This window comes from Candidatus Cardinium sp. cBcalN2, assembly GCF_022810445.1.
In the GTDB taxonomy this organism is placed as follows: Bacteria; Bacteroidota; Bacteroidia; order Cytophagales; family Amoebophilaceae; genus Cardinium.
Window position 1 is genome coordinate 1 of record NZ_JAACGD010000163.1, and the last position, 2461, is coordinate 2461.

The 2461-nt window shown below is 34.9% G+C and carries 3 protein-coding genes; all 3 read right to left on the reverse strand.

The annotated features are described in order from the left end of the window. Positions 1-10: 10 nt before the first annotated feature. On the reverse strand, positions 11-769 hold the full coding sequence (locus MUW74_RS04090; protein WP_243519104.1) for a hypothetical protein: 759 nt from the start codon (positions 767-769) through the stop codon (positions 11-13). 354 nt (positions 770-1123) lie between these two features. Next, complete coding sequence (locus tag MUW74_RS04095) at positions 1124-1978, reverse strand: hypothetical protein (RefSeq protein WP_243519106.1); 855 nt, start codon at positions 1976-1978, stop codon at positions 1124-1126. Between the two features lie 153 nt (positions 1979-2131). Further along, entirely contained in the window at positions 2132-2284 is a 153-nt protein-coding gene (locus MUW74_RS04100) for a hypothetical protein (RefSeq protein WP_243519109.1), read from the reverse strand. Positions 2285-2461: the final 177 nt, after the last annotated feature.

The window sequence follows — 2461 nt, forward strand, 5'->3', positions numbered from 1 at the left end:
ATATCAACTACTACAGATCATCTTTATCAAAAGACGCCTTTGTATCGCTACTATTATCCAATAGACAATCATCATACTCTGCTGCTTGATCAGTAGAATGGTTTGTGTGATTGCTTGACAAAGTACTGCTCGATCCGTATCCCTGGTCAATATGGTTTTTTTCATCTTGACAACCATTGGTTCTATTGCTATCATTGGCTTTATCTATCTTTGTTGGACCGTTTATGAATCGGTCTGTATCACTCCCGCTCTCTTCAAGCAGAGCATCTCTATACCCTGTCTTGGATGCATCTATGGTTCTATCATTTATATTGTTGGATGGTTGTAAATCACTAGATATATTGCCACTTTCAGTTACTTTCAAAGAATTGTGCTCCTGACTTTTTTTAGATGCATCTGGCACGATATCGCTTTTATTTGTATAAACATTGTTGAATGACTGTGAATAATATATTGATGGTGTATATGGATAAGTCACCTGCTCACTATCGCTATTGCTTGCATATCCACTTTCATAATCCATCTCTTTGTAGACGCCGTTAGTCTCTTCTTCATTAGTAGAGGTAGTATGTGGTAGGTATTTTGTGCTAAGAGTTGGTATTTTATTTTCACTAGCGGAATAGTCAGTAGTGTTTGGATGTATAACTTTTTGATTCGAAACTGATTTTGAACTCCAGCAGCTATGCTGATTTTCGTTTAGTAGTAGTAAACTACCACTGGTTAGTAAAATTTTTGCCTTATGTTGTTTTTTATTTTTGATAGATTCCATATGGTTAGTTATTGTTTTTTGTTTTATTTAGGGCATGATGCATGCCCATTGATTTTATATTTAGCTGACAACCAAATAGGTAGGTTATACCTAAAAAGAAACTTCATTGGCTAAAGTTGCTTAGCAGAATTTGATTTTTTAGCTAACTGTTGATTAAACAAAGTATCTATTTTAGCACTCTTTCAAAACCTATTTGTTTGTAATGAACAACTTTTAGAAGAAAGGCAATCGCAGACTGCAGTATGCTCAATGTATTGGAGGAGCATAGACAAGTTTTCAGACCAAAAGTGCTCAATAAGTTTTGTAAGAGGTCTAATGCATTTTGCTGGTAATTGCCATACAACCCTTTAACAATCAGAGATCAGTGCACTTTACTGTAGAGCGATGTAATAATGATTGATATGCCTCATTGTAAAGATCAATTGCAAGGTAAGAAGGGGAATTTGATTCTTCGATTTTTGCTTGTATGCTGTTTAGCTTTTCTTTTTGATGAGGCGCTAAAATCTGATCATCTCCGTCACGCAGCGCTACCATTTGATTAACGGTCTCTTGTATTGCGATTAAATCATTGATCAGATTCAAATTAATATGTTTCTCCACATTACATGCAATGTCTTGTAAATCTTCGGTTATTAATTGGATAGGCCTGGTTACTTCTCTAGATACCTGGTTATAACTTTCTGGATACAGAGCTGCCATTTGATTAACGGTCTTTTGTATTACGATTAAACTATTGATCAGATTCAAATTAATATGTTTCTCCACATTACGTGCAACGTTTTGTAGCGCTTCGGTTATTAATTGGATAAGCCTGGTTGCTGCTCTAGATAGCTGTTTATGACTTTCTAGATTTTGATAGCTAATACCAGCTTCTAAGGAACATTGATCCGTTTCTAGACCTTCATAACTATTTTGGGCTCCATCTAGCATTGTATCGCTTCCATATCCAGTTTCATACCTGGTCTCTCTGTAGGTTCCGTTAGCCTGTTCTTGTTCAGTAGAAGCATGATGTGGTGTGTATGTTGTGTTAGGGATTGCTAGCGTATTTTCGCTAGCGCGATGGTCAGTAGTGTTTGGATGTATAGCTTTTTGCTTCAAATCTGATTTTAAATCCCAGCAGGAATGCTGATTTGCGTTTAGTAGTAAAAAACTACTACTGGTTAATAACATTTTCACTTTATGTTGTTTTTTGTTTTTTATAGATTCCATGTAGTTATTGTTTTTTGTTTTATTTAGTTTTCGTGCGCAACGCGCACGTTGCCTAGACGCTTCCAGGTTGATCCGTTAGCTAAATCCTATCATAAAGCAGCCTATCACTGTATGGTAGGAAAATTCTGATTGTTATGCAAATATATATATCTGTTATATAGATTTTTGTGTATGCCCATAGGTAGTAAAGAGGCTATAGTTGTGTAGTAGGCTGCTTTTGAAACGTGCACGCTGCTGGTAATTTAAAAGTAGATTCGCTGCTATTTTACAAGGGATGTTGTTTATTTTTTCGCGTACTTTTACCATAGTGGTAAATAGATACTAGTATAGTTTTTAGATTTGCTTTTTTGTTTATTGTTTGTAGTGTAACTTGAGTTTTTAGGCTATTAGGACTTTCTATTCACCTGAGTTCTGGATTATAATTATTGTAAATCAGTCATATATATATTATTTATAGAAGGTTTTTTTTCTTTTAGTCCATAA

What these genes read in the sequence shown, in the direction of transcription:
- MUW74_RS04090 (WP_243519104.1), bottom strand. Translation starts at nt 769, where the DNA reads ATGGAATCTATCAAAAATAAAAAACAACATAAGGCAAAAATTTTACTA.
- MUW74_RS04095 (WP_243519106.1), bottom strand. Translation starts at nt 1,978, where the DNA reads ATGGAATCTATAAAAAACAAAAAACAACATAAAGTGAAAATGTTATTA.
- MUW74_RS04100 (WP_243519109.1), bottom strand. Translation starts at nt 2,284, where the DNA reads ATGGTAAAAGTACGCGAAAAAATAAACAACATCCCTTGTAAAATAGCA.